The organism is 'Chrysanthemum coronarium' phytoplasma, from assembly GCF_000744065.1.
GTDB classification, from domain to species: Bacteria; Bacillota_I; Bacilli_A; order Acholeplasmatales; family Acholeplasmataceae; genus Phytoplasma; species Phytoplasma asteris.
Genome location: NZ_BBIY01000158.1, coordinates 1 through 587, shown reverse-complemented (window position 1 = coordinate 587; position 587 = coordinate 1). Strand labels below are relative to the sequence as shown.

The 587-nt window shown below is 23.0% G+C and carries 1 pseudogene; it reads right to left on the bottom strand.

Annotated features, from left to right (window positions below):
• A pseudogene (locus tag OYV_RS04280) lies at positions 1-587 on the bottom strand (replication restart helicase PriA); the annotation flags it as partial.

Here is a 587-nt window from a genome sequence, read left to right as displayed (position 1 = left end):
TTTTTGGTTTGCTATGTTTGATTTCATTTGAGCTTATTTTATCTAACATTTTTAAAGGTTTTAAAGGTTTTAATTCTTTTAATTTTGCAATAAAATCTTTTTGCTTGGGTGTTAATTTTATATCTTTTTGTTCACTTAATTGCGGATTAAGGTGGTAAATGCATATTTTTTTTTCAGTGTTTTTTTCTTTGATTTGTAAAATATCTTTGATTATGACAATTTTTTTCTTAGATAGTTTTGTAAAATGTTCTAATAGTTTTTCTTGGGATTTGTTTTTGGGATTTAAAAAAAGTTCCTTTTTGTTTGCGAAAAAACCTTTGAGATTTTCAGGAAATAACTCCTTATTTATAATTTTAATTTCTTTTAAAAAAGATTTTACAAATTCTTTGGGGAAAATAGTTTCATAAACTAAGGATTTAATAATGAAAGGAGTTTTTAACATTTCTTGGGATAATAAAAAAAATTCTTGATCAAAATAAGGAGTTTCATCTAAAATAGTTATTATTTCTTTTAAGTTCTTATTGAACTTGCTATTTTCTTTTAAATTGATAATATAGCCTAAGCGTTGCGAATTAGCATTACCAAAA